Below are 25,228 nucleotides of genomic sequence, written 5' to 3' on the forward strand. Positions count from 1 at the left end.
CCCAGTAAACTAAAATGGTTTAATGTAACTTACGATTCAGACAAGAATTTAATAAAATAAGTAATTGCCCAAATGGAAGTCGCGAATTGAGTGACAAAATACATTGTCCATTCAAAAGAAGTCAGTTTTCTCTCTCGTTTAATTTTCTTTAAGTATCTGTAAAATATTAATGTACTCAAAAACATAAGTAATAAAGAGAATTGTTGTAAATCATCGACTATACGTACCGCCATAGACTCCATCACCCTCCTATACAAAATATAGACTATACTTTTAAGGATATCATTTTTTTGGTAATGATTCCCTATATATTTAATGAAGTTAAAAAATGTTTTATGCGATATATGTGTAAAGATAATAAAGTTGTTTAATTTTGTTCTTAGAAATACATTAATCGCCTACTCATAAATTTGATGGGCGATTATTATTTTTGTTTAATAATTGCTTTATTTCACACCATTTGCAATATGCTTTATTTCAATCACGACATTAATAATAGGTTTTGGTCTAAATGATTCTTGCAAGGAATCTCCTAATCTTGGACTTACTGATTTGGAAAAATAAAATTATTATGATCATCTCAATTACCATTATTTTGGAGAAAAATGTGCTATTATATATTCGTAATCAATGAAATAATAAGAAAGAAGGGGTTGTTGTGGAAACAAAGATTATAGAAACAGAGAAGAAAATTGATTCAAAATCCCTTTTGGCTTTGGGATTATTAATTATTTCCGGGATTGTATATCAACTTTTCGCAGTGTTAGGAGATAATATACCTGAAGTATTGGGAATGATTCTTGAAGCTTTATGGAATCTTGTATTATGTGGAATTATAGGATACTATTTTTTAGGGAAAATATCATTAGAGCAATTTAAACATTTTAATATTAAGACATTACTTTGGGGTTTGCCTTTAACAATTATCGTAGGTATGGCTTCCAACTTAATATTCAGTTACATTTTTGAACCTGCAACTAAAAATTCCGTTGCTGAAGTAATAAGTATTTCTATGATTTTATTCCGTGTACCCTTTATGTTAATGGGTGAAGAGTTGATTTGCACTAATATAATTATCGCATTACAAAAATTAGGATTAAAATTTGGCACGGCATCATTAATATGTAGTTTGTTGTTCGCTTTGTGGCATATTCCAGCTTATGGTTTTGTGCCAATGCAGTTATTAATAACTATAATCCCAATTAGATTAGCACTAAATTATATATGGAAAAATTCAAAAAGTATTTGGGTAAGTTGGATTTGTCACTTTATTTTTGACTGTATTTCATTTGTACCAATGCTTTTTAAATAACTATTTTATCCCTCTATTTGTGGGCAGTAAACGCCCAATTGGTGAAGGCTAATAATCAGTGGAGAATGGACACCTCCACACTGATTAAAGTTTCACTTTATTTTTAAGAGGACTTTATTATTTATGTACAGTATAAAGAAAAAGAGCACTCAGCTATTGAGTGCTCTAAAAACATTAATTTTGATTCAAAACATTCTCCTCAAAATATTTCCCCCAGTCTGGTCGTCTTCCATCCATATCTGTAAATCCATACTCTCTTCCTAATTCCCATGAACTTAACGCTCGTCCCATTTTTTCATGAACATTTGGATCACTTGCTAAAGCTGCTACTGCTCTTCCAACAAAGAAAGGAGTTTCTGATGCGATAAAATGAGGGTCTTGTTTAGCTCCTTCTCGCCAATTCTCCTCTGTTACACCAAATATATCTAACATCGCTTCTGAACGAAGGAATCCTGGACTAACTGCGACAGCTGTAATATTGTGTTGTTCTAAATCTTTCGCCATAGCTTCTGCTAAATGAATTGTTGAGATTTTTGCTAAACTATAGTACAAATTACCTCGATATTGATAATCGACTCCATCTGTAATTTCAATAACAAGTCCCATTTTATTTTTCACCATTAATGGTACACCGTAATGGCTTGTCATTATATGAGAATGAACAGCTCTTTGTTGCATAAGTAGTCCGTTATGTAGATTGTGTTCCCAGAAAGGTTTCTCCCATTCCGTTAAAGGATCGCCGCCCCAAACATCGTTTACTAAAATATCAAGCTGTCCATTTTGTTCGTCTTGAATCTTTGTAAATAATGCTTTAATATCTTCTTCTACCGTATGATCAACACGAACTGCGATTCCTTTTCCGCCTTGCTTTGTAACAAGCTCTGCCGTTTCTTCAATCGTTTCAGTTCTTCCCATACAGGATAAATTCCCTTTTGTACTTCTTCCTGTTACATATACAGTTGCACCGGCTTCACCAAGCATCATCGCAATACCTCTTCCGGCGCCTCGTGTTGCTCCGGCCACAACTGCTACTTTACCTTGTAATGGTTTCATGTGATTCTCCTTACTCTTTATAATCAAGTATAATTATTTTCGGTACCCCGTTCTGATTTTAAGAAGGGGTTAAAATAATATTAATTAAATTTGATTAGTATTGCACCCTATGCCTCGTTGTGCAACAGCGATGTTCACGCTTTTTTGTTCGAAATCAGCACATCTAAATAGTGCTGATTGTACATAATGCCTAATATGTTTCCGAAGGGATCAACTACGGAAGCTGTGCTGAATCCCACGCCGCGCTCTGTAGGTGCCTCATACTCTTTTGCTCCCATAGACAGTAGCTTATTGAAAGTTGCTGTTACATCATCAACATGCCAGTACACTATAGAGCCAGCTGGGCCGGTCACTGAACCAGCTGGCGCATAACGGCTATCGATTAAACCTAGCTCGTGTTGGTAGTCGCCAATGCGAAATTCGGCATATCCTGGACGTTCAAAGTATGGTTCGCTTCCTAATAGGTCAGCGTACCATTTCTTCGCAGCTGCTAGATTATCTGTCCAAAAGCTAACTGTGGTTAGCCCTCGTAATGTCTGTGTATTGCTCATAATCGATCTCCTCCATAATGTTGAGTAATACTTCCACATACTAAACGAAATAACACCTTCTGAATTACCTTTAATTCACATATAAATAACCCATTCTCTTATTCATATTCAAGAAATACCCTTTTAATGGCATATCATGAACGTAACGATTTTTTGTAATTAAACAATAATATTGTGAATCAACAAGAGCGGTACATACAAACAAGGCTATTCTATTCAAAACAAGCCCCCTCATAAGTATCATTCTTTTTTAAACTGAAAATCCACACGGTTCACTCGTTCTATTTCCTCAATTACTTTGCCCACCCCTTCTTCAATCCTTTCTTCTTTTACATTAGATACATTTAACTTTAACAATCTCTCTTTATGAAAGTTACTTAAATAATTTTTATCAATAGAATCTATGCTTATTTGACTCTTGCTTAAATTTTTAATAAATGTATCCGTGACTATATTTCTTTTCAACTGTAAACATGTGTGTATCCCAATTGGATCTACTGCTCTATAAGTAAACAAATGGGGATTTTCATTTTGAACACCTTCTACTACTTCCGCTAGTTTTTTTGACCTATTGTAGTAAGATGCTTTTATTTTATGTTTATGCCGATCAAACATTCCGCTCTTTATGTAAATTTCTAAAGCAGCTTGCGAAATCATAGGACTATCGATATCTAATATTTTCTTATACTTATAAAAGGCATCTGCAATGGATTGCGGGATGACTGCAACACCGACTCGCAAACCAGGAAAGATGATCTTCGAATAGCTTTTTAAATATATAACATGATTACAATTATCTTGGCTGTAAAACGGATCCACTTTTGAATCAGTTTCTAAATCTGCTAAATAGTCGTCTTCCACTATAAACACATTATATTTCTTCGCAAGTTGAATAATCTTTTCTCTCTTTTCTTTAGAATACGAAGTTCCAAGTGGATGATGAAATCTTGGAGTTGTATAAAAGAATTTAATTTTTTCTGTTCTGAATATCCTCTCTAGTTCATTTAAATCTATCCCTTCATGCGTACGCTTAATTCCGATTACAGGAATGTTATTTGTTTCTACATATTCAATATATAAATGGTAACTTGGCTGTTCAATTAGAATCGTGCTATGTCCATTCGGAAACGGTATAGAAGTCAATATAACAAGTGCTTGCTGCACGCCTGACGTAATAAAGATATTTTCTTCTTTTGTAAAGACTTGATAGTTTGCCAGTTGTTTTTGAATGACTGGAATTAATGATGGTAAACCTTTCGGTGTTCCGTATACAAACAAATCATTTTTATATGTATCAATTGCCTTATTAATACAGTGTTGAAAATCTAAGTACGGAAAAACATCTGGATCTGGTGCTGAGGAAGCAAAATCAATCATCTCGTTATTTTCTATGTAACTCCCAGATTTTTTAACAACATAGTATCCACTTTGAGGTACAGAATAAATAATATGGCGCTTTTCTAATTCATGCAGCGCTCGTATCACTGTGGCCTTATTACATTCATATTGCGTGACGAGTGACCGTATAGACGGTAATTTCTTTCCTTCTTTTATCTCTCCATTTTGAATCATACTTTCTAAATCGTTTAAAACATGTAAATACTTATACATCATTACCACCCCAACATTTAATTTGTACCGGCACAGTTTGCATTTGTTCACATTGTAGCACTAGATCAGAAAGATTACTATATACGTATACTGGCCAGTAAGAAATCAACTACTATGAGGTGAAATTATGAAAAATACAACAAAAGCATATATATCAGCATTACTCTATTCATTTATTATTGGATTTTCATTTATGTTTGTGAAACTAGCACTAACCATTACAAGCCCTCTTGATACTCTTGCTCACCGTTTTACAGTTGCTTTCATAGCAGCAAACATTCCGGTTATTTTCGGTTTCGTAAAGTTAAATATATCATTCAAAAACATACTTGCACTTTTACCACTTGCAATATTTTATCCAGCACTGTTTTTTGCTTTCCAAGCATTTGGTCTAGTATATACAAGTTCATCTGAAGCTGGAATTATACAGGCTGCTATCCCTATATTTACAATGATACTCGCTTCCTATTTTTTAAAAGAGTATACGAATACATGGCAAAAAACGTCTGTATTTATTTCTGTCGTCGGTGTCATATATATATTTATCATGAATGGTATAGGGGCTCATGAAACGAACTTCATCGGCGTTATTCTCATTTTATTATCGGCATTATCATCTGCTTGCTACAATGTATTAGCCCGAAAAATGACAAAGAAATTCAAGTTAATGGATTTAACCTACACAATGACAGCGATTGGTTTTATTAGTTTTAATTTAATCGCTATCGCCAGCCATATAAACAAAGGCACAATAACTGTATACTTTAAGCCATTTACGAACAGCACATTTCTTATCGCCATTTTATATTTAGGATTACTATCATCCTTACTGACAGCATTGTTATTAAACTATTCATTATCTTATATTGAAGCAGCTAAAATAAGTGTTTTTAGTAACTTATCTACACTTATTACTATAATTGCAGGCGTTGTATTCTTACACGAGCAAATTGCCTATTATCATATTATCGGTACACTTATGATTGTTCTTGGTGTAATAGGTACAAACTTTTTGGGCAAAAAAGGAATTATAGCGAAAAAGAAGAATACCTCCTTGAGTAAATAGAAAGTGAGGGGTAAATGTTGCAGAACTCTAATACGATTGATATTCGCAATCTACATGAGCTTGAAAAAGAATTGTCCACTTTATTAAGTAAGCCTATTTCTTCTGGAGAAGATTTAGAGAACTGGCTAAAAGCTCAGTCAAAATTAATATTTAAAATCGAAGAACAATTAAGATTACACCATATTGCTTTTCAATGTAATACAGATAACAAAGAAATAAAAGATACGTTTGAATTTGATCAACAATATGTAAGACCACTTTTAAAACGTTATCAAAATTCATTTGATAATAAATATTTAGAATCACCATTTCGAATGCTACTTGATCCAAAAACTTATAGCATACTAGATAAAAAAATAAAGAATGCACAAACATTATTTTGTGAACAGAACATTGATTTAGAAGTAAAAGAAGACAGATTAGTAACCGAGTACTTCGAAATTACAGGCAGTTTGACTGCACTTTGGGATGGCCAAGAAAAAACAATTACTGAACTACAATCTTACTTACAAGATCCGAATCGTGATATACGAAAAAAAGCAAAAACACTTATCTCTGAACAGTACTTATCTGTTGAAAAGGAACTACAAACCATTTTAAATGAATTAATCACAATCCGTCACCAAAAGGCAAAAAACATTCAATTAAATAATTATCGTGATTATATGTTTAAAAAATATGAGCGTTTTGATTATACGGCTGATGATTGCTATGAACTTGCAGAATCCGTTCGTAAATACGTTGTGCCACTTATTGATAATATATTTAATGAGAAAAAAGCTGAACTTCAAGTAGATACACTTCGTCCGTGGGATCTAAAAGCAGCCGCACCAAATCAAAAAGTGTTAAAACCTATTGAAGACGAGAGTGATTTAATCGAAAAAAGTTCTCATATTTTACAAAAACTAGACCCTGAATTTTCTGCATTATTGAGTCGTATGCATAAAAATGATTGCTTAGATTTAGAAAGTCGTAAAGGAAAAGCACCTGGAGGATTTTGCGAACACTTACCTGCTTCTCAATTATCTTTTATTTTTATGAATCTCAATCATACACATTATGATGTTACTACTTTCCTCCATGAAATGGGCCATAGTATTCATAATGAATGTATGAAGCAGCTAGAGCTACAAAAATATTTAGAAATCCCTTCAGAATCAGCTGAGCTAGCCAGCATGACAATGGAATTGTTTTCGATGGAGTATTGGGATACATTTTATGAGAATACAGAAGAATTTATAAAAGCAAAATTAGATTTCTTTAAAGATATTGTTAAGTATTTACCACAAATGCTTATCGTTGATCAATTCCAACATTGGATGTATGAAAATCCAAATCATACTGCTAAAGAAAGAAATGAAAAATATTTAGAATTACATAACACTTACCAATCGAATGTGGTAAATATTGAAGGTTATGAAAACTGGATAGCAACTGGCTGGTTACCTGTACTACACATATTCGAAATACCATTCTATTATATCGAATATGCAATCGCGCAACTTGGTGCATTGCAAATGTATAAACAATATAAAGAGAATCCTAAACAAGCACTACAAAATTACAAAAAAGCATTATCTCTAGGTAGCTCTAAATCCTTAAAAGAAGTATATGAAGCAGCTGGAATTCGTTTTGATTTCTCTAGTGAGACAATAAAAGAATTAATGGCATTTGTAGAGGAGGAATTGGAATTACTTGAACAAATATAAATAAAAAAATGCATCTATCCTTATAGGTGCATTTTTTATTGTTTTTTTATTCACATCAAATTGAATCTTTATCTCGCTTTATTAATAAGCTCTATATATTGCAGGTCCCCATATCCTATTGTTGGAAAAAGATTAAACAACCTTTTTAATAACTCTTGTGTTGGTAAATCTTTATTTTTGGAGATATACTTTACTACTACATTATTTTCTTTTAGCATCTCTAAATATAAATCTATCGCCTGATGCATTACAGGTAGTATCTCATGAGATGGCTTTTTATGATTTACTAGAACTTCATTATAAACTGAAAAATAGTTCCCTAATTCAAGTTCAATTTGACTTACTTTAAATTCATCCTCTCTGAAGCTATTTAAGTATACTTTGCCTTTATAACCAGACTGTTCAAGGTAAAAAAGTACGGTAAGTAGATTCATTTGGCAAAACATATCTTCACCAAACCATAAAACGATACATTTATACTCTTTCTTAAAAAGATTCTCTAAAGGATGAATAACCTTTTTCATATAATTTTCTACAGTACCTTGGTGTCCTTCTGCTCTTGTTTTAATAAACTCATCATCAAAAACCTGTGTAGTAGTCGCATTTACACACATGGCTTCATTAAATGGAACGTAATCAGACTCTCCCATTAGTTTTTCACTTTTAAATTCTTCATACATAAATTGACCATTTAATATGTTTAGTACATCTTTATCAAATAGCTCACTCTTCGCATTTCGTAACTGATCAACCTGTATTTTTCTAGAAATATTCATTTTAAACTCTCCTTCTATATTTATATTGAGTTTAACAAATGATTGAATAGGCATTTTGTTAAGTTGAAATTCTCTTGGGTTAATTCCAAAAACATTCTTGAAAGCTCGGCTATATGCTTCTTGCGAAGAATATTCGTAGTCAAAAACAACATCAATTATTTTTCTATGTTTCTTTAAATCCTCAGTAGATAAATACAGCCTTCTAAGAAGAATATAACGCCTAATACTTATACCTGTTACTTGATGAAACTTAAAAGAACAATAGTAAGGAGAATACCCCATATAACGAGATAATTCATCTAATGAAAATTCCTTAATCAATATGTAAAGCAGATATTGTTTAACTACATTATAACTATAGTTGAACAACATCCTATATAAGTAAGTTAATTGCTTACTAGATCGTATTTATTTTTTTAATTAAACATACTGATCTAGTAATCTATTTAAATATACTGCGTTTTGCGGAGATACTTTCTCAGACAATCTAGCTGCAATAATAATAGGAGCCCATTGAAAAATCTCATCTCTTGATAAGCCAGTATTTCTGCAATATATATGTAAATACATTTCAGCTAACTCTATTGAAGATTGTGAGTATAATAAGTATGTTCGAAACACATCTGCCTGAATATCACCTGAACTAGCATCTACCCAATCTATTATTTTCACGTTCTCAATACCCAAAATTAAATTAAACGGATGGAAATCTCCGTGGCATAGTCTAGAATCAAATACAATCGAATTTAACTTTTTTAATATATTTTCCTTTTGGTTTTCATCCAATTTATGTACAGATTTAATTTGACGCTCTAACCTTTCTCTCATTGATTCCATTTCATCTGTATTCACACATATAGCATGAATCTTTTTTTGTTCATTAACACAAATACTGATGTAATGCTCTGCCTCATTTAGATTATTAAGCAGGAGATCACCAATATTGTCCCCTTTTACATATTCCATAATAATAGCTTGTCTATCTTGCACCTTTGTCACATCAAATACATTTGGAACTGGTAGTCCACATGAATATGCGTATTTTTGTTTTTTTGCTTCATTAATAGACTCTGTATCCGGAAGATATTCCTCAAATAATTTAATGATTTTATTTTCATAAAGATATATCTTCGAGTTATTTCCTTTAGCTATCGGCTCACCTAAATTCAAGTTTTCCCTCCTTAAAACACATAGTATTATTCCTGACACCCTTGTTTTAAATTCACTATATACGGTAGGAAATCCTTCTGCTCATATAAATGCTGTTATTGCAACAATCTTTGAAATTACAAAGATTATATACGTATCGGAAATAACATATATTTTATTTTTTACACAGTTATAAAGATTCTTTAATGAGATTAACAATTTTTCGTTTCGTTTGACTTAAATAATTTTTATTTTTAGTAGAAATTAATATACCAATCGGAATTTTAGAATTAAAATTTTTAATCTTAAAGGATAGAACTTCTTCATTTAAAATTGTACCTTTCGGGATAATTCCTATGGCATTCCCAAAGAGCATTTGCGGAATAAGGTTTAACGCACTACAATTGTATACTCTTTTAAAAGATAAATTATTTTCCGCTAAGAAAGAACTTACAGATTGATAGGAATAACAACTATTTTCACCTACAATTATGGGGTAATCTATAATATCAAATACTTCAACAAATTCTTTTTGTAATAAAGGATGCTTCGGATGATTTACTATAAATTCAATCTGTTCATCACATATTGGAGTGAATTTTACATTTGATATATTTTTATTATTTCCGCACACCGCAAAATCAATCTTATTATGTTTTATCATTTCTGATAAAAGCGCTGTATTTCCCACTACAAAATCACAATGTATATATGGTTTTTCAGCGTTTAAAAACTTTAAAATTATCGGCATTAACCTTTTAGCAACAGATTCTAATAGGCCAATTCTTAAACTCCCTCTCTCTTCATTACTAATACGTTGTGCTTGAGATATGGAATACTCCCAGTGTGTTAATAAGTTTTCTACCTCCTCTGCAAAAAGTTTGCCCTCTTCTGTTAATCTTGCATCCCATCCTCTTTCAAACAAAAGAAAACCAATTTCATTTTCCAGCTTTTTTATATGTGTTGTTACTGTTGATTGTGCATAGTTTAATTGTTTAGCCGCTTGTGAAAATGTTCCTTCTTCAATAATTTTTTTAAAGGTAAGTAATTCTTTCATTTCCATTTGATACACCATCTTCATCGGTTTAATTGATAATAATTTAATATATTTTCAATTATACAAATGGAAGTATTGGAAGTAAACTAAAACCACAAGAAAGGAAGTGCTCTAATATGCCATTTGTAACCGTTTATCACCCTGAAAAATTATCCGATAATAAGTTATTAAAAAATGTAAGTATTCAAATTCATCATTCGTTAATTAAACATTTTAATATCCCTGAAAATGATTATTTCCAAATGTTTTTACCTTATCCGCCTCATCAGCTTTTTTATGATTCATCTTATCTATTAGAAGATCCAACAAAAAGATCCCATAATATGATTTATGTTTCTATTACATGTGGACCAGGAAGAACAATTAATCAAAAAAAAGATTTGTATAAAGCTATAGCCGCTAGTACGGCTAATATTTTACATATCTCTACTGCTGATGTTTTCATTACTTTACATGAGACACCTATAGAGATTTGGTCATTTGGTCAAGGAATAGCTCAAATGTTAAATCAGCATAATAACTAAGCTTATTCCTTAAAACAAATTAAACTTACCCCTTCCTATAATTATATAGAAAGGGGTAAGTTTAATTTTCTAGGAATATCGGAATGAAACTCCTGTGTATGCAAAATAGAAAATGAATACCCTTGCTGAATAAATGATATTTCATTTTGTTTACTTTCAAATGGAACATTATTTTTCTTAAATTTATTTTGGATTTTTTGTAAAAATGCATGATCCGGTGTTCCGAATGAAACATGTACTTTCGGTGGTAAAGCTTTCATCGCAATGGGAATCCACGGTCGCTGCCACCAGGTTGCAACGATATATGCAGTGCCACCTATAACAAAGTTGAAAATATCCCCATCTTCCTTCGTTTTCATGTCTAGATTTGATTTCAACCATTCCGTAAATACAGGCACACTTTTAACCGGAAGACCAATTTCCCTTACGTATAAAATGTTTAACGGTGAATTCGGGACTAATACCTCTTCTTTAACATAACTATGTGCGATAATTTCGAGAAGATTTCCATCACTATCTTTAAAGTATAAATTGAATAGACCGCTCTCCTCACCAATTGTATTTCCATCTTTCCATTTCACAATGAGTAATCCAGAACCTTCAAGCCATCTTACTGTTTCATGAAATTTTGAATATGGAATCTCAAAGGCGAAATGCGCAGGTGCAATTGGTTCATATACTTCTTGAAAACTAATTGTTGTATACGGTGTTACTTCAAATTGAATAAATGATGCGGTTTCTTTTTTTATTGGAAAAGATAATATGTCTTTATAAACTTGTTTTACCCCTTCTATAGAAACCGTTTGTAGTTTTATATCTGTAATCACTTTACATTCCCCCTTGTTTCTTATTATCTATTCTTATTGTATTACACTTATAAATAGATAAAATCAAACCGAAGGATGGATTTTTTATATAAAAACTACAACTTTAGTATGAATATGTTAGCTCCAATTACTTTTTATTTCCGCTATAACAACTTCTGGTTTATCCCAATGCAACAAATGTGTAGTGTCAGGGATTAATTTTACTTTCGCGCCAGTTTTTAATTTGAAAATTTTCACTGTTGCATCTCTATATTCATCCCATATATGCGGAACTGTAGCTCGAAGTAATACAATAATACACTATGATTTAACAGCAATAATCATAAACCTTTTTGAATTCGTACGAATACCTTTTTCAGAACTATTAGTGTCAATGAACTTTTGTAAAATATTAAAATCCTCTTCCACTTCTCCAAATCTAGGAATAATAGGCGTATGTTTTAATAAAAAAATGAGATCTTCAGGCGTACTATAATAATCAGTAACATCATATTCACGTACTTGTACGAGTTCAAATCCTGCACTAATGAGTTCACCCATATATTTATCTTTTAACGTACCATCTCTTTCACCTAAACATTGCCCTCTTCCAAATGCTTCTTTTAAATTTAATTTATCATGCTCACTAACTTGTTGTGTTAAGAAAAAAGCACCTTTTTTCATTACTTTTGCTAATTCAGATGCTACAAACGGTGCATGACAACTTGAAGCAATATCAAAATGATCATGCGGAAACGTTAAAGATTCAGAATCCATTTGAAGAAACTCAACGTTTTCTATACCTGATTTTTTCAAGTTGGAATGTGCTGTTTTGATCATTCCATTAGAATTATCTATTCCAATCAGTAATGCAGCTGAAGATGCTATTTTTAATATATTCTCTCCTCCACCTGTGCCAACATCAAGTAGAATATCTGATGGTTTACATCTTTCTTGCACTTCGCCATAAAAGTCCCAAGTGTCACCTACAGTTTCACACTTTAGCTTACTAAAGTCCCACCCATTTAATCGTCCCACTTTATCATAAAAACTTTTATACTCTAATTCATTCATTTTATTATTTCCCCTTTGTAAAAATGCATTAACTGTTTAGATGATTCTCGAAATAGAATCATAGTTGATATTATCGTGAAAGGGCTTACGTCTTCTTTTATATCTGCTACGCATTTTTTCAGCCCCAAACAACTAGTTACTTCGAACAATACGCCATTCCATCTATCCCACCTCATTTGGAAGATTATATGTATAATAACTTGTAACATTATTTAATTATATATTATAAAATACGAATTATTAAGATAATATATATATCCACACATCGCATTCAGTTTACATAATAATATTACAGTTTGTTTTTATCGATATATTTTAAATGTGCCCTTCCCCAACCACACATACTATCTAAAACAATACTGACTGTTTTTCCATGTTCAGATAAGCTATATTCAACTTTAGGTGGTATTTCTTGATAAATTTCACGTTTTATTAGTTGATCTTGCTCTAATTCACGAAGCTGCTTCGCTAATGTTCCTTGAGATATGTCTGGTATTAATCGCTTTAATTCACCAAACCGTTTTGTTCCATCTGTTAATAATATAAATAAAATAAGTGGTTTCCATTTCCCCCCGATTATTTGTAATGTCGCTATTACTCCTTTTAATTTCGGTTCCTCTAAATTCATTTTCCTCACCACTCCCCTCAAATCATAAATTATAATGAGTAATTTTTTATATTATGTATCCGTATAACAAGCGATTAGTACGAAAGTTGCGACTAATTACATATAAAGTGCGTACTTTTCAATAGTCATTTTTTAACGAATAATAAAAACAACACAATTTCATTTTAAATCTTATATTAAGGGAGATGTTTAATCATGTCCATTACTGTATTAAAAGATAAACATATCGTTATCATTGGTGGGAGTTCTGGTATTGGATTAGCTACGGCGAAACAAGCAATTGAACAAGGAGCACATGTTATTATTGCAGGGCGCTCAGAAGTAAAGTTAAAGGCTGCTCGAGAATTAATAAATAACAACAACCTTCAAACTTATATAGTGGATAATCAAAATAAGAAACAGTTACAAGATTTTTTCAAGAAAGTTGGTAATTTTGATCATTTGTTCACACCAGGTGCCTCTTATACACTTGGGTCAATAACTGCTACGGATGATATCCCCGAAAGCAGCTTTAACGGAAAGTTTTGGCCACAATATTATGCCGTAAAATATGCAATTCCTTTTCTCTCAAACTCTGGATCTATAGTATTAATGTCCGGTGCATTTAGTCAAAGGCCACTTAAAGGAGCGCCTGCTTACGGAGCTTGTAATGGCGCTATTGAAAGTTTAGGGAAAGCTTTAGCTGTTGAATTAGCTCCAATTAGAGTTAATGTTGTTTCTCCTGGAACGATACGAAGAGAGAATGAACAAAACGAAAAAAGACTAGCCAAGATTATAAATCTCTTTCTCTTGTACAGCGAGCTGGATATAATGACGAAATTGCACATACCGTCCTGTATTTAATGCAAAATAGTTTTACTACTGGAAACGTATTGTTTCCTGATGGAGGATACACATATCATTAATTTGTAAAAATTTAACGCCTCCTTAGATTAACTAGTATTGAGGAGGCTAGTATTATTAATTTAGAAAGTGATCTAATAATGTAGGATCTTCAATCTGCGAAGAAAAACAATAGTGTTGGAAGCTTGTAAGCAAGTGAATTTTATGACAACGGCAACATTACGGGCATAAAAAACCAATTGATTGAGAGCAACTGGTTCAATAAAGGTTTTATATTGGATATTCATTCAACCAAATTAATGCTTGTTCATAATCATCAAAGAATTTCACAGATTCTTTTGTATTGGATTGTTGTAAATAATTCATTATCTCCCCTTCTTCAAGGAGAAACGCAATTGCCTTACTGTGATTCAAAATGGTTTCATTGAAGAACTTATCTTTCCATACTTTTTGAACAGAAAAATGATCTGGTGTGTATCCTTTTCTATCCACCAACAATTTGAATTTCCGACCCTCAGAAATAAATTGCTGACAAACCTGCTCGAAGCCATTAAACCATTCATAAACATCATCTGTTTTAATCTTGCCAATTAGATGGGTAACAATTAAATCTCCTGAAACTGTTGTGCTGATATTCTGTTTACTCAACTTGGAATCATCTCCCTTAGTTATAATTATGCGTAAAAATCTCATGAAATCAATAAGGATAAAATTCTTACGCAATAAAGCAACATTATTTACGAAAAGAGCCTAAAGAAAAAAGGCATATCAATAATGCCATTTTTCTTTATCATTATTTAATTGGATAACAAACCTCAGTAACCCACTTATTAGGATTCGATTCCATCGCGGGGCTAACATGATAAATATTAAACATCGATCCCGTTAATTCATAACCTTCCGCTTCAATCCATTTTGCCGCTGCTTCATTTACGTCTGTCATTTGTTCATAACTTCCGTTTACTATTATAGATGCTACCTTGATTGGCTCTATCTTTTTAAAATGAACATCTTTTGTATTTTCGTACTTCCCTAAAATATTTAGCTGTATTTCTACATCTACATCATTTCCCTTGTATTCTTGATCATGGAAGACAGCAATACTATAACTTGGATTAGCTATACTAATATTTTTAACATTAATTTCTTGCATTAAAATACTCCATAAATCTCCTTCGCAATTATAAGATGGAATAACCTTTCTAACGCTTGCTACTTTTCTTTCTGGAATTTCTTTTAACGAAACATGATAGTTCATCTCAACAAAATCCTCTCTCATCGTTTTCAGTAAGTCTTCGAGGAAACGTAATTGTTTTTGGAGATTGTGCATGTCTTCCTTTATTTGAGCACTACGATTTACAAATTGCGATTTTATTACTTCAATATTTTCACTCTCTACTATTTCTTTAATAGCAGCAATATTAAATCCCATATCTTTTAACGTTTGAATTTGATTTACTTTCTTTAATTGTGCAGCGGAATAATAGCGATAGCCATTTTGTTCATCTACTTTTTCTGGCTGCAATAATTCCACTTTATCGTAATGTCTCAACATACGTATGCTAATGAAAGAAAGTTTTGAAAAATCCCCTATTTTGAACATTAGCTCCTCCTATTTATTACAATTATTCGAAGCTCAACTTAAGCTTAAACAATGACATAGTGTGAGAGTCAACTATTTATAACGGTTTAAGTGATTATTTAATATATTATATTTACATAATTAAAAACCCTTATGATTCATTTACCAATTTACTTTTCAATGCAATACATATTGATATTAATCCATTTACGGTCAATAACATAACTATAATACTAGTGAGTAAAGCTACATCTGCAGCAAACATTTTAATTGTCTGCCACGGTGAATTTGTACTATAAATAAGAAGTGGAATTAAAATAATAGATAATATTAGAAACAAACTCCCTAGAAAAAACCAGATCATTTTTTTACGGATTTTCTTACGTTTATACTTTATTATTAGCATAATTGCTGTAATGAAAAGTGCGAATATTAATATTGACATAACAATTTGAACTATTGGTATATTTTTTGGTATATCAACCGGTTCTTCACCATTCAAAATATTAATAATCCCTTTTTTAAATTCTGGTAGTGATGCTTCTTCTAAAACATGATTTTTATTCGTTAAAATCACAACACCCCAGCCAGTTTCATTTAAAATAAATATTTCTGCATGTGAATCAGGAGTTGAGCCTGAATGCCAAACCATCTTTTCGTTTCCATTTACATTTGTTGTCCTCAGTCCAAAACCATAATATTTCGCTGAATCTATTTTGTATAATGAAGATAAATAAAGATCCATACTATCTTTATTTAAAAATTGTGTATGCTCTTGGTGATTCAAAAACTTAATGAATTGAATCATATCTTCTAGATTTGCTGTAATATAGCCATATGGTGACCCACCATTATCATACGACACCGCACTTTTTCTTGGTATTCCAAACCATGATTGATAACCTGTTAAATAACCCTTTTTATAAGAATCTTCACTATTTGCTGCTGCACCATTCATTCTTAATGGCTGGAAAATTTGCTTCTCCATATAAGTAGAGTATGTCTCTTTTGAAACTTCCTCAATAAGTGCACCAAGAACGAGATAATTTGCATTACTATATTGATATTTTTGTCCTGGGGGAGCAGTTAATGTTACATTCGACAGTTTCATTACATTTTCTTTTATAGCCGTAGTAGTCTTTGATTGCTTATCTGATAATGCTAAACCTTCATAGGTACTCATTCCACTTGAATGTGTTAGTAGATGTTGGATTGTTATATTTGAGGCCGATTGATTATCTTTTACTTTAAACCAAGGAAGATGTTGTTGAACTGAATCCTCTAAATTTATTTTTTTATTTTCTATTAACTTCACTATAGCTAGACCAGTTAAAGATTTACTTATTGATCCAATTGCAAATGGTGTTTTACTAGTTATCTTTTTTTCAGATTCTCCAGTAACCCCCCATAATTTTGTGTAAAATACATCTCTATTATGTACAATAGCTACTGAAGCTCCTGGGATTTTATGTTCCTTTAAAAATTTTTCAATATAAATATCTAAAGTAACTCTAATATTTTGCTGAGCGTAAACTTTTGAATGTACAATACATAACATTAATACATTACAAAGTATGCAAATTAGAAATACTTTATAGATAGTTTTCTTCATTATACTTTAGATAACTTTCTTTTTTTATAACTTACTAAGCTAATAAATACTACTACAGAGAACGTAAAACTAATCATTATTAATATAGAGTTCCACCATTGATTTTCTGCTATTCGATATAAAAGATTAAAATTAAAGTTATTTTCACTGTTGGTTGGATTAAGGGATTCAGTTAAAAATATTGAAAGTGTAGTTTGTGAAATGAGGTACGTAATAAATGCGACGAATATGCCAATTATGATTAATGTATTAGATTTTTTATTTACATTTTGAAGTTGTTTCATTTTCACTCGCAGATCAATTTCATTTATCTCCAAAAAGTCTTGAACAAATAATTGAGGCGTTCCTAGGTCATTTATACTTTCCTCACCATGTTCACGACATTCTTGGATATGCTCTAAAATTTGTTGTTTAATATTTTCCCTTTCTTCTAAACTTATATCGTATTGCTTTAATTCCTTAAGTACGCCAGTTAAAAATTGCTGTTCTTTATCTTTTAATTCATTCCTCATTTCAGAAGGTCTCCTTTCAAACCACTCTTTAATAATATTTTAATATCAGATTGCAACTCTAACCATTCATTAACTTTCTTCTCAAGACGTAATTTTCCATTTTCATTAATTTCGTAATAAATCCTAACTTTACCACTATCCGTCACCTCTTGATAAGTATTAACCCACTCTTGATTTTTCAGTTTAGTTAAAATGGGATAAATACTTCCTACTCCTTTCAATTTTAAATTATGTACTTCGAGTTCTTTCATAATTTCATAACCATAACTTTTCTTTGTAGACAAAATAGACAATACACACATTTCTAAATTCCCTTTAATTAAACTTGTTCTATCCATAGGATAAATTTAACAGAAATATATACTTCATTCAAGTATATATTTCTGTTAAATTTAAAAAATCAGAAAAACCTCAGATTCTTTTCATCTAATCCGATATAGAATCCAGAGTTTTATTTATCATCCTGAAAAAATAATTTTTATACAATAATAATTATATAATAAATTATTATTATTAAAGCGTTAACACTCCATCTCACCGATGTAGTTCCTACTAAAACTTAGTAAAAACATATTTAATCATGTTTGCCCACCTGCTATATCTTTCAACTTATAATTTACAAATAAATTATTTAAGTATTACAAGTGACTTTTTTTAAATCTTTTGTCAAACTAAATTTAAATTTTAAAACCAACAAGTTCTTCTCCAAACAAAAACTCACTTGCAAATTATTGCAAATGAGTTTTTAATCCCTAACTGACCAATATTTTTTATTCTTCTTAGTTTAATTATTTTTCTCAAGACATTCATAAACTGCCATCATTTCTCGCTTATTCAACTCACGAATTCGATTAAATATTAGAATGTCTGCAACATCCTCAGTTCGTAAGCTTTCATCTACAACATTACTAACTTTTCCAGTTAACCATGTTTCTACGTTTATGTCATCGACGATTTCTTTACGTCCTTCATCGTTAATACCACTTGCATTACAAGTTACACACGGAATTGTTAATTTAAACACACCGTCATGCAGGTTATCTTCTGTTATTACTTTCTTTCCGTTACAGAATGGACATGGATTGCTTTTTTTAATTTTATTAATTTGGGTAACTAACTTTTTGTAACCAAATGCTTCATACACATATGTTAGTTTTTTATATTTTCCATTTGTGAAATACTTATCTATGATAGTTTCTCTTGTTTCATTGACATTTTGGAAATCACAAATAGTCACCTTATTATTATTGCTGATGGATTCAATATTACCTTTAATTTCGCCCCAGAATGGTAATACATTTTGGAAAACCATTTCATAGTTTGAAAAGCTTACTTGTTCTAATTCAAACATTTTCAGTGCGACTTGTGTTTTCCTAGACAGCAAAGAGAGATCTTCTGTCATAATCATATCGTCACCTACGATAGATTTCAATTTGATGAGTACAGGTAAATCTCCTACAATTTTTAATACTTCGTTTAGTGGCTGGTTAATAATATCACGAATATCTGTATCTCCGAACTTAAGCGATTTATGGTGATTTAATACAGTCCCCTCACAAATTGGACATGTCATCATTTCTTTAGAAGCCTTAATATCTTCTTTAATAGCTGCTTTTGAAATAACAATATACCCGCCAATAATCGTATTAAATCCTACCCATGTTCTACGTGTCTTTCCTTTCTTATCATAAAAGGACTTATCAAAATAGCCGTACCAAAATGTATGTTTCTCTTCCTCAGACATATCATCATAGCTCTTCGTCAAATCGTGACCTAGCTCATTTTTAATTTCTTCAAATAGAAATTCTATTTTCTCATATTGATAAAACTTTAATATTTTCATGATTTCCGGATAGAATAGACCATCCCAAAATGGAATGTTTTTATCTTGAATTACAATTTCCTTATCAAAGATTTCTATCTTAAGACGTCCTGAACATGATGGGCAATGATTATCCTGAGAATAAAAATCGAAACTTCTCGTATCTTTATTAGTCGGATGAGCAGCTACAATATGATTGATCAATCCACCAATTTCATATAAGAAACTATATTGACTATACAAATGTCTTTCGAGATCAATAGCAACAACAGGTGCTATTGTATCAGATTCATATTCACCGTAAATTAAACGAGCCATTGATGATAAGCTTTTTAATATGCCACCCTTGTAGATGTTTTCTGCATTTTTAAAATAAGAAATATGATTTTCTTCTAAGTAGTTAATTCCATTTTGTTGATTCAGTGTTGAAGAGATTTGTAATGGAGTAACTTTATCTATATCATTTTTTTGACGATAATACTCATCATGACTCACAACATCAAGATGTTCTACAGATGCATGTTGTCTTTTACCAAAATCAACGATAAAATCAGAGCTTTCTAACATATAGGCATTATGTTCAATCATTACGATAGAGACTGATTCATCTTGTAAAATCCCCCTGACACTATCGATAAATTGATTTAATATATTTTGTGATAAACCTTTTGAAGGCTCGTCAAAAATAAATAGTGTATGTGGGTTTCTTGATTTTGCAAATAGCTCCGAAACTAAATGAACACATTGAAACTCACCAGTTGATAATGTTTGTGTTTTTCGTTCTAATGTCAAATAACCAAGTCCAAGTTTGATTAATAGACTCAAACGTTTATAAGCGATATCTTCATTAGGAAGTTCATCAATGATATCCTCAATCGAACGTTCAAAAATATCATCTATATCTTCACTATATTTTGTAAGTTTCTTTTTAATATCAAGAAAAGTCGCAACGGTTGAACGACTTGTAATTGATTGATTTCGATCTTGTCCTACCATAACTAGTTTATCTTTTGGATATCGTTTCAGGAAATATTTGGATATGCATTCATTAACAAGTGTTGATTTACCACATCCAGATTCACCTGTAACAGTTACAAGTCTATTCTTAGGAATCTGAAATTCAATCATTTGGATGTTACGGCAATATAAATCATGGAATGCATAATATTCTGTTGGTATTTCATGATTTATTTCCCAAATTATTGGCTCTGGCCTTGGTGATTCTTCAACAATTGTTCCGCCATATTTCCCGCTACCTGGCCCAAAGAACAATTGCTCATCAGTTGTATCAAGTACTGTGTCTGAATGATCAATAAGCCAAATTTGATTCTTACACCCTAATTGTTTAATCTCTTCCAAAATTTTCAATAGTGTTTTATGATCAAGCCCTACTGAAATTTCATCAATAATAATTACAGTATTTTCACTTACTGCCATAAATTCTGCCAAGTACAGTCGTGTGATTTCTCCACCTGACAATGTACCCATGATCCGATTTAATGTTAAATAACCAATATTCATATTAACAATGTTTTGAAGAATATGTTGTTTCGCTTCACTAATATTCAAAACTGCGGCTAACGAAAGAATAGATTCTACACTTAAATCATTAATATCTGAAATTGTATGTGGTTTATCAAATAATTCAATTGTATATTGTTCAATTTCTTTACTATATCTTCTTCCTTCGCATTTTTTACACTCAATATTTTTAGTAGTGCCGCGTCCTTTACAACCAGGACACCAACCTAACTGGTTATTAAATGAAAAGACCTCAGGAGAAAGATTATATTTTTCAGCAAGCTTTTCACGTATCTCTTTAAAAACACCTGTATGAGTACCAATCGTTGAACGTGGATTAGAAGAAATAGACGATTTCCCTAGAAAAAGTACTAAAGGCATTTCTTCCATCTTAATAGCACTGAAATTAGTTTCCATAATATTAGGAAATAAATACTGATACTCAGCCTTTGGTAATAAGGAAACAATGCGCTTCTTGGATTCTTCACCAATTGTTTGACAAAAAGTTGTTTTACCAGATCCAGACAATCCAGCAATTCCAAATGATTGATTTACCGGTATTTCTTTGTCTAATTTATTTATATTGTTCGCAATTAATTGATTTACTTTCATAGTAACCTCTATTCTTATTGTTTTTAAAAAACGTTTTTATAAGATAATAATTACACAATGAATATCAATTATATAATTAATATCCTTTCAACTCATCGGTCTTATCTTAACCTTATATTTGTCAAACCAATACTCCCACTCATCTTTTGAAAATTCTTTCTCTTCTCCTTCTAAAACTGAAGAAAAAAGATCTAAACAAATATGCCAACCTGCTATATCTTTCGGAGTATGATCTGTGAATTCATGAATGAATTCTTTAAGTAATAATAGGGATCCATTTTCTTTTTTATGTATTTCAAATCGGACACGATCTTTATCCCATGTGAATTCTAAAACTGAATTCATTTGACATTCTAAAATATCAATACTTATAAATGTACCATCCATCATATCAAACTTTATAATTCCACCTGTCTTAAGGTCTTCTATTTGTAAGTTAGACATCCACTTTTTTAGTTTGTTATTATCTGTTAACACAGACCAAACTTCTTCTATCGTAAATGGAAGATGACGATCAAATTGTACTAAGTATTCATTATTTTGCTTCTCTATTATAGCTATCATTATTCATAACCCTCCTTCTACCTTAAATAGAATATATGTTCTCTTTTATTATTTTACTTGATTTTACAAAAAAAATAAATCTCAATTACATAATTTTTACGGTGTTTTTACAATAAAGGGCTTTGTTATTATCTAAATATTCGCTATGATTATTTCATACAGATTGTTCTTTGAAAACTGAAGATATGAGGTTGGTACGAGAAAAGATTCGTTCCGTAAAATCTTCAATCACTCGCCAACATACTAAAAGAGCGAAAACCAAGCCTTGACGTTAGTATGGATAAGACAATCATAATCGCTAAAATGCGGTGGGTTCTTGCCAAGGACAAAAAGAAAATGGCAATTTTCGGGTGTTGTACGACGGGGGAATATTGACTATTTAGCCCCCATTTTATGCACAAACTAATTATTTCCTCCTTATTTTCATTACAAAAATAAAAAGCAGGAAGAATGATATCTTCTGCTTTTATAATAAAATGTACATTTCATATTGTTCTAATGCATTCTTTTCAAACCCAGATTTCTTTAAAAATCCCTCAAGTAAACTATTATTAGGAAACCCAATTGATAATCTTGATAATTTCAATTCTTTACTTACTACTTGTAATAATTGCGACGCAACACCAATATTTCTATAGTCTTTGTCTATGAAAATAAAGCTAATTTTACCTTGTTCATTTACACATATAGAGCCTTTTAAATCATTATCAACATATGCACCGTAAACTGTATTATTTGTTTTTTCGATATAATCCATATCATTTTGCCAATTTATATGGAAGTTAAGCCATTTCTGAATTTCGAATTTAAATGATTGAAATTCTATTTGTTTTACTTCAATACCTTTTATATCCTTATTAATTATTTTAGTTAAATCATTTAAATTATAATAAGAAAGTTCATATACTTTTTCATAACCAAATTTATTATAAAAATGAATCGCTCGGTCATTACCTACAATTACTTCAAGAAAGAGTTGCTTGCATCCATTTTGAATCGCCTCTTCTTTATGCAGCCCAAATAACTTTTGACTTACACCAATGCCGCGATAATCCGGATGAACAGCTAAAGTTCCACAGCGCATTGTTTTTATACTTTCATAGACCTTTATACCACCAAGTATTACACCAACAGATTGATTGCCATCTAAAGCAAGAAAGGAGTGTTCTAGCATATTCCCTTCTGGTCCAAAAAATCTTTTAATAAAATCTTCTTTTGAAACTTCCATTTTAATAATGTAATCTGAAAATCCATCCTTAAACGCTTCATACACTAAATCTATACTTAGTTCACTACATCTTTTGTATTGAATCATATAAGTATACTCCTCCGCTATAACTTGTTATATACTACATTCAAACACATGAAATGAATTCCCTCCACCATATCCATCTTTTATTTCATGAACAACAATTTGACTAAATCCATTAGCAATAAGTATATTTTCAAATTCTTTTAAATTATATAGTCTTATAGGAAAATCCATAATCTCAGTTTCTACTATTTTTTCATCATGAATGATTTCATATTTTAATTTAATATTTAAAAGCTTTTGCGCCTCATCAGATGATACTTTTTTATACTCAACAATTAATTCATTGTTAATTTCTTTTCTATTTGTCTCTATCCAATCTAGAATTTGTTCTGTTTCACTTCCGCCTTGTACAACAGTAAGAAGTAATTTTCCATTTTCCTTTAAGTTGTTTTTCATATTTTTAAGACTAGTGTCTACTAAATTATTTGGTAAAAGTGAAAATGAACCTATAGGAATCATAATAAGATCGTATTTTTTATCACTATAGTATTTTTCTATTCTTCCTTGTGACACAAGCGGTTTTAAGTTTAATTTTTCTGCTTTATCTTTACAAACTTTAAGCATATCTTTCGAAATATCGAACCCTTCTATATTCACACCATTTTGCATAAAGGGAATTAACATTCTACCATTTCCACACATTGGTTCTAGCACTTGTATATTTTTATCTTTTGCAAAAGAAAGATAAAAATCCAATTCTTTTCCGGCTGCAATTGATTTATCACTTTCATACATCTTTGTACAAAGTTCTCCATAATACGTATGCAATTGTAATTCACCTCTTAATTTGAAATGAGTGGGATATTCCCCCTCTTGTTATCTATTGTTAACTACAGTAATCTCATAAACACGTAAAAAAGTAATTAAATGCTCACATGCTCGTTCACATGCTAACATTTTAAAAATCTTTTGTTCTTCTTTCGTTTTATCATTCGCTTGATCTGAAGCAGCTTTTAAACATAAAAAGGGCTTTTTATTTACATGACACACGTAAGCGAATGCTGCCACTTCTTGATCAACGGCTAAAGCACCATATACAGTATGCAGTAAATATCTCATTTCTGAACTTCGAATACGTTGATCTCCAGATAGAAATGTACCAAAATGGACCGGGTCATACGAACGCAATTTCTTCATCCGTTTTACAAGTGATTTAGTTGTTTCAATGGGTGCTGTTCTACCATCATATAGATTAAAACTATTTTCTCCTGAGCCAGCCGCTGTAACATCATGCTGTAAAGTATTAAGAGCTACAACGATGTGTCCATTTTTCACTTTATCTGATAGGCTCCCGCAAATTCCTGTCATAAATAACTGGTCTGGTTGGAATTCACTTATTAATAGTTGTACACAACTAGCAGAACTTACTTTACCGACACCAGTTACGACTGAAATAACTTCTAATTCATTAATAGAATGAAAATGAAATTCCCAAGCTGCTCTTTTTTCTACACGCTCACTTGGATAATGTTGATGCAAATACGTAAGCTCTGGTTCCCATGCAGATACAATTGCAATCCTTTTCATTA

Annotated in this window: 25 protein-coding genes and 2 pseudogenes; 5 read left to right on the forward strand and 22 right to left on the reverse strand. The window is 31.2% G+C overall.

Annotation, left to right across the window (positions count from 1 at the left end):
* Nucleotides 1-29 precede the first annotated feature (29 nt).
* Nucleotides 30-233, reverse strand: a complete 204-nt coding sequence (locus ACE38F_RS15605) for a hypothetical protein (RefSeq protein WP_000290880.1) — start codon at nucleotides 231-233, stop codon at nucleotides 30-32.
* A gap of 425 nt (nucleotides 234-658) precedes the next feature.
* Here ACE38F_RS15605 and ACE38F_RS15610 point away from each other — a divergent pair, with 425 nt between their 5' ends.
* Nucleotides 659-1,312 (forward strand): CPBP family intramembrane glutamic endopeptidase, encoded by a 654-nt coding sequence (locus ACE38F_RS15610; RefSeq protein ID WP_002013319.1) that lies wholly within the window; start codon nucleotides 659-661, stop codon nucleotides 1,310-1,312.
* A gap of 174 nt (nucleotides 1,313-1,486) precedes the next feature.
* Here ACE38F_RS15610 and ACE38F_RS15615 read toward each other — a convergent pair whose 3' ends face one another.
* The 4 genes from ACE38F_RS15615 to ACE38F_RS15630 form a co-directional block, all read right to left on the reverse strand.
* Nucleotides 1,487-2,365 (reverse strand): SDR family oxidoreductase, encoded by an 879-nt coding sequence (locus tag ACE38F_RS15615; RefSeq protein ID WP_375369099.1) that lies wholly within the window; start codon nucleotides 2,363-2,365, stop codon nucleotides 1,487-1,489.
* 134 nt (nucleotides 2,366-2,499) lie between these two features.
* The gene (locus ACE38F_RS15620; RefSeq protein ID WP_375369100.1) at nucleotides 2,500-2,916 is read right to left on the reverse strand and encodes a VOC family protein; all 417 of its coding nucleotides are present in this window, start codon (nucleotides 2,914-2,916) and stop codon (nucleotides 2,500-2,502) included.
* Between the two features lie 70 nt (nucleotides 2,917-2,986).
* Entirely contained in the window at nucleotides 2,987-3,136 is a 150-nt protein-coding gene (locus ACE38F_RS15625; RefSeq protein ID WP_375369101.1) for a hypothetical protein, read from the reverse strand.
* Between the two features lie 20 nt (nucleotides 3,137-3,156).
* On the reverse strand, nucleotides 3,157-4,527 hold the full coding sequence (locus ACE38F_RS15630) for an aminotransferase-like domain-containing protein (RefSeq protein ID WP_375369103.1): 1,371 nt from the start codon (nucleotides 4,525-4,527) through the stop codon (nucleotides 3,157-3,159).
* Nucleotides 4,528-4,654: 127 nt separating this feature from the next.
* Here ACE38F_RS15630 and ACE38F_RS15635 point away from each other — a divergent pair, with 127 nt between their 5' ends.
* Both ACE38F_RS15635 and ACE38F_RS15640 read left to right on the forward strand, forming a co-directional pair.
* The gene (locus ACE38F_RS15635) at nucleotides 4,655-5,593 is read left to right on the forward strand and encodes a DMT family transporter (protein WP_375369104.1); all 939 of its coding nucleotides are present in this window, start codon (nucleotides 4,655-4,657) and stop codon (nucleotides 5,591-5,593) included.
* Nucleotides 5,594-5,610: 17 nt separating this feature from the next.
* On the forward strand, nucleotides 5,611-7,302 hold the full coding sequence (locus ACE38F_RS15640) for a M3 family oligoendopeptidase (RefSeq protein WP_375369105.1): 1,692 nt from the start codon (nucleotides 5,611-5,613) through the stop codon (nucleotides 7,300-7,302).
* 68 nt (nucleotides 7,303-7,370) lie between these two features.
* On the opposite strand, the gene ACE38F_RS15645 is transcribed toward ACE38F_RS15640, so the two are convergent.
* The 3 genes from ACE38F_RS15645 to ACE38F_RS15655 form a co-directional block, all read right to left on the reverse strand.
* Nucleotides 7,371-8,450 carry a helix-turn-helix domain-containing protein gene (locus ACE38F_RS15645; RefSeq protein ID WP_375369106.1) on the reverse strand — a complete coding sequence of 360 codons (1,080 nt, stop codon included), beginning with the start codon at nucleotides 8,448-8,450 and terminating at the stop codon, nucleotides 7,371-7,373.
* A gap of 48 nt (nucleotides 8,451-8,498) precedes the next feature.
* Complete coding sequence (locus ACE38F_RS15650; RefSeq protein ID WP_375369107.1) at nucleotides 8,499-9,248, reverse strand: aminoglycoside phosphotransferase family protein; 750 nt, start codon at nucleotides 9,246-9,248, stop codon at nucleotides 8,499-8,501.
* Between the two features lie 169 nt (nucleotides 9,249-9,417).
* Complete coding sequence (locus ACE38F_RS15655) at nucleotides 9,418-10,290, reverse strand: LysR family transcriptional regulator (RefSeq protein WP_375369108.1); 873 nt, start codon at nucleotides 10,288-10,290, stop codon at nucleotides 9,418-9,420.
* Nucleotides 10,291-10,400: 110 nt separating this feature from the next.
* Here ACE38F_RS15655 and ACE38F_RS15660 point away from each other — a divergent pair, with 110 nt between their 5' ends.
* Nucleotides 10,401-10,808 (forward strand): tautomerase family protein, encoded by a 408-nt coding sequence (locus ACE38F_RS15660; protein WP_375369110.1) that lies wholly within the window; start codon nucleotides 10,401-10,403, stop codon nucleotides 10,806-10,808.
* 41 nt (nucleotides 10,809-10,849) lie between these two features.
* Here ACE38F_RS15660 and ACE38F_RS15665 read toward each other — a convergent pair whose 3' ends face one another.
* The 4 genes and pseudogenes from ACE38F_RS15665 to ACE38F_RS15680 form a co-directional block, all read right to left on the reverse strand.
* Nucleotides 10,850-11,635 (reverse strand): VOC family protein, encoded by a 786-nt coding sequence (locus tag ACE38F_RS15665; protein WP_375369111.1) that lies wholly within the window; start codon nucleotides 11,633-11,635, stop codon nucleotides 10,850-10,852.
* A gap of 117 nt (nucleotides 11,636-11,752) precedes the next feature.
* Nucleotides 11,753-11,929 (reverse strand): annotated as a pseudogene (locus ACE38F_RS15670) (alpha/beta hydrolase); the annotation flags it as partial.
* Between the two features lie 6 nt (nucleotides 11,930-11,935).
* Nucleotides 11,936-12,688, reverse strand: coding sequence for a class I SAM-dependent methyltransferase (locus ACE38F_RS15675; RefSeq protein WP_375369113.1), 753 nt, complete (start codon nucleotides 12,686-12,688; stop codon nucleotides 11,936-11,938).
* A gap of 289 nt (nucleotides 12,689-12,977) precedes the next feature.
* Nucleotides 12,978-13,316 (reverse strand): winged helix-turn-helix transcriptional regulator, encoded by a 339-nt coding sequence (locus ACE38F_RS15680; RefSeq protein WP_375369114.1) that lies wholly within the window; start codon nucleotides 13,314-13,316, stop codon nucleotides 12,978-12,980.
* Between the two features lie 195 nt (nucleotides 13,317-13,511).
* Between ACE38F_RS15680 and ACE38F_RS15685 the strand changes: the two are divergent.
* Nucleotides 13,512-14,221 (forward strand): annotated as a pseudogene (locus tag ACE38F_RS15685) (SDR family oxidoreductase).
* A 208-nt stretch (nucleotides 14,222-14,429) separates the two neighbouring features.
* Here the strand turns inward: ACE38F_RS15685 and ACE38F_RS15690 are convergent.
* From ACE38F_RS15690 to mtnN, 10 genes are all read right to left on the reverse strand, one after another.
* Entirely contained in the window at nucleotides 14,430-14,852 is a 423-nt protein-coding gene (locus ACE38F_RS15690) for an STAS/SEC14 domain-containing protein (protein ID WP_375369348.1), read from the reverse strand.
* A 100-nt stretch (nucleotides 14,853-14,952) separates the two neighbouring features.
* Nucleotides 14,953-15,762: a MerR family transcriptional regulator gene (locus ACE38F_RS15695; RefSeq protein ID WP_375369115.1), complete on the reverse strand. Its 810-nt coding sequence runs from the start codon at nucleotides 15,760-15,762 to the stop codon at nucleotides 14,953-14,955.
* A gap of 130 nt (nucleotides 15,763-15,892) precedes the next feature.
* A complete protein-coding gene (locus tag ACE38F_RS15700; RefSeq protein ID WP_375369117.1) occupies nucleotides 15,893-17,353 on the reverse strand; it encodes a serine hydrolase domain-containing protein in 1,461 nt (486 codons plus the stop codon).
* A complete protein-coding gene (locus ACE38F_RS15705) occupies nucleotides 17,353-17,865 on the reverse strand; it encodes a DUF1129 domain-containing protein (protein ID WP_375369118.1) in 513 nt (170 codons plus the stop codon). Before ACE38F_RS15705 ends, ACE38F_RS15700 begins: the two co-directional genes overlap by 1 nt.
* Entirely contained in the window at nucleotides 17,862-18,203 is a 342-nt protein-coding gene (locus ACE38F_RS15710; protein ID WP_002085418.1) for a PadR family transcriptional regulator, read from the reverse strand. The genes ACE38F_RS15705 and ACE38F_RS15710 overlap by 4 nt, the downstream gene beginning before the upstream one ends.
* Before the next feature lie 446 nt (nucleotides 18,204-18,649).
* Complete coding sequence (locus tag ACE38F_RS15715) at nucleotides 18,650-21,820, reverse strand: ATP-binding cassette domain-containing protein (RefSeq protein WP_375369119.1); 3,171 nt, start codon at nucleotides 21,818-21,820, stop codon at nucleotides 18,650-18,652.
* Between the two features lie 87 nt (nucleotides 21,821-21,907).
* A complete protein-coding gene (locus ACE38F_RS15720) occupies nucleotides 21,908-22,384 on the reverse strand; it encodes an SRPBCC family protein (protein WP_375369120.1) in 477 nt (158 codons plus the stop codon).
* 466 nt (nucleotides 22,385-22,850) lie between these two features.
* Nucleotides 22,851-23,699, reverse strand: coding sequence for a GNAT family N-acetyltransferase (locus ACE38F_RS15725; RefSeq protein WP_375369121.1), 849 nt, complete (start codon nucleotides 23,697-23,699; stop codon nucleotides 22,851-22,853).
* A 27-nt stretch (nucleotides 23,700-23,726) separates the two neighbouring features.
* Nucleotides 23,727-24,467, reverse strand: a complete 741-nt coding sequence (locus tag ACE38F_RS15730; protein WP_375369122.1) for a class I SAM-dependent methyltransferase — start codon at nucleotides 24,465-24,467, stop codon at nucleotides 23,727-23,729.
* A 48-nt stretch (nucleotides 24,468-24,515) separates the two neighbouring features.
* A complete protein-coding gene (mtnN, locus tag ACE38F_RS15735) occupies nucleotides 24,516-25,226 on the reverse strand; it encodes a 5'-methylthioadenosine/S-adenosylhomocysteine nucleosidase (RefSeq protein ID WP_375369123.1) in 711 nt (236 codons plus the stop codon).
* Nucleotides 25,227-25,228 lie beyond the last annotated feature (2 nt).

The organism is Bacillus altaicus, assembly GCF_042136375.2.
GTDB classification, from domain to species: domain Bacteria; phylum Bacillota; class Bacilli; order Bacillales; family Bacillaceae_G; genus Bacillus_A; species Bacillus_A cereus_U.

Excerpts from the sequence above, each read along its gene's own strand:
- ACE38F_RS15605 (WP_000290880.1), bottom strand. The coding sequence starts at position 233 with ATGGCGGTACGTATAGTCGATGATTTACAACAATTCTCTTTATTACTT.
- ACE38F_RS15615 (WP_375369099.1), bottom strand. The coding sequence starts at position 2,365 with ATGAAACCATTACAAGGTAAAGTAGCAGTTGTGGCCGGAGCAACACGA.
- ACE38F_RS15620 (WP_375369100.1), bottom strand. The coding sequence starts at position 2,916 with ATGAGCAATACACAGACATTACGAGGGCTAACCACAGTTAGCTTTTGG.
- ACE38F_RS15630 (WP_375369103.1), bottom strand. The coding sequence starts at position 4,527 with ATGTATAAGTATTTACATGTTTTAAACGATTTAGAAAGTATGATTCAA.
- ACE38F_RS15635 (WP_375369104.1), top strand. The coding sequence starts at position 4,655 with ATGAAAAATACAACAAAAGCATATATATCAGCATTACTCTATTCATTT.
- ACE38F_RS15645 (WP_375369106.1), bottom strand. The coding sequence starts at position 8,450 with ATGTTGTTCAACTATAGTTATAATGTAGTTAAACAATATCTGCTTTAC.
- ACE38F_RS15655 (WP_375369108.1), bottom strand. The coding sequence starts at position 10,290 with ATGGAAATGAAAGAATTACTTACCTTTAAAAAAATTATTGAAGAAGGA.
- ACE38F_RS15660 (WP_375369110.1), top strand. The coding sequence starts at position 10,401 with ATGCCATTTGTAACCGTTTATCACCCTGAAAAATTATCCGATAATAAG.
- ACE38F_RS15675 (WP_375369113.1), bottom strand. The coding sequence starts at position 12,688 with ATGAATGAATTAGAGTATAAAAGTTTTTATGATAAAGTGGGACGATTA.
- ACE38F_RS15680 (WP_375369114.1), bottom strand. The coding sequence starts at position 13,316 with ATGAATTTAGAGGAACCGAAATTAAAAGGAGTAATAGCGACATTACAA.
- ACE38F_RS15690 (WP_375369348.1), bottom strand. The coding sequence starts at position 14,852 with ATGAGATTTTTACGCATAATTATAACTAAGGGAGATGATTCCAAGTTG.
- ACE38F_RS15695 (WP_375369115.1), bottom strand. The coding sequence starts at position 15,762 with ATGTTCAAAATAGGGGATTTTTCAAAACTTTCTTTCATTAGCATACGT.
- ACE38F_RS15700 (WP_375369117.1), bottom strand. The coding sequence starts at position 17,353 with ATGAAGAAAACTATCTATAAAGTATTTCTAATTTGCATACTTTGTAAT.
- ACE38F_RS15705 (WP_375369118.1), bottom strand. The coding sequence starts at position 17,865 with ATGAGGAATGAATTAAAAGATAAAGAACAGCAATTTTTAACTGGCGTA.
- ACE38F_RS15710 (WP_002085418.1), bottom strand. The coding sequence starts at position 18,203 with ATGGATAGAACAAGTTTAATTAAAGGGAATTTAGAAATGTGTGTATTG.
- ACE38F_RS15715 (WP_375369119.1), bottom strand. The coding sequence starts at position 21,820 with ATGAAAGTAAATCAATTAATTGCGAACAATATAAATAAATTAGACAAA.
- ACE38F_RS15720 (WP_375369120.1), bottom strand. The coding sequence starts at position 22,384 with ATGATAGCTATAATAGAGAAGCAAAATAATGAATACTTAGTACAATTT.
- ACE38F_RS15725 (WP_375369121.1), bottom strand. The coding sequence starts at position 23,699 with ATGATTCAATACAAAAGATGTAGTGAACTAAGTATAGATTTAGTGTAT.
- mtnN (WP_375369123.1), bottom strand. The coding sequence starts at position 25,226 with ATGAAAAGGATTGCAATTGTATCTGCATGGGAACCAGAGCTTACGTAT.